This window comes from Oleiphilus sp. HI0066, from assembly GCF_001635725.1.
Map to the genome: position 1 here is coordinate 1 of NZ_LWFH01000644.1, position 1,000 is coordinate 1,000.

The following is a 1,000-nucleotide window of genomic DNA, read 5'->3' on the forward strand; positions in this document are numbered from 1 at the left end:
TAAGTTCTAAGCTGGCTATCATTTCCGGCCGTAGTTAGCTGGTCCTGCGTCCAAGATAAGCGTAATCCGTCTTTTCCTGCACTATCCTCCCAAACTCTGATAAATTTAGTCGAACCATGACCGCCGCTGAGCCACCATCCACCACTGCTAATGATCGTATTAGTGGTAAGGGTCGCTCCTGAGCTATTACCCAGCAAATCAATACCATTCCAGCCCAATCCTTTAAGCCCCCCAGAATCAGTTATCTGAAGAGCTATTTGCTTATCAGTTATGCCTAAAACAAATGCCTCAACCGAAGTGCCTTGAAACGTTACCTTTTCACCTTTATCAAAAGAGCCTATGAGATTATTAAATCCAAACTCGTAATACTCATGCTGATCATAATCAGTTCGAAACCACCATGACATATAAAGTTTTTCATTGTCTGAAGGAGGGGTTAACCCTCCATAAGCCCTCGGCCACCCTAGGAAACTATTTGGGCCTCCCCACCTGTAATTACGAGTTCCACCGGCAACTCTCGCATTATCATGCGTCAAATAAGTTGGGGTTGTATATTCATTACTAGCCTTTACCCATAAAGTATCTGGATCTTTTTCAGGCCTAGGAATTCCAAAATCATCAGCAAAACTACTCTGATGATCATTATATACCCCATTCTCAAAAGCATAATCACCAAAATCATATATGACGGGCGCTGCCTGAGCTTTAAATCCATAACCAGAGCCAGTCAATTCGAACACTTCCCTGCCGTCTGAGGGATCGACGTTTGTTATGCTCTTTATCGCTGGGGCTGCATTCAGGCTTGTAGTAATTACAACCATGAAAAACGGCATTAAAATAAAAGTAGAGAGCCGATTCTTAATCATGATGCTTCCTCATATATTGTTTACAATTTCTTCGTAAGTATGGTTGGATCTGCAACTAACGCACGGTCTATAACGCCCGAATCAGACTAGAAGCACATATTTTGCGTAACTAATTCACAATTGAATCTAAAATC

The 1,000-nt window shown here is 42.0% G+C and carries 1 protein-coding gene; it reads right to left on the bottom strand.

What is annotated here, in order from left to right; genetic code table 11:
• On the bottom strand, nt 1-866 hold an 866-nt coding region (locus A3738_RS08200), incomplete at its 3' end, for a hypothetical protein (protein ID WP_156504094.1).
• Nucleotides 867-1,000 lie beyond the last annotated feature (134 nt).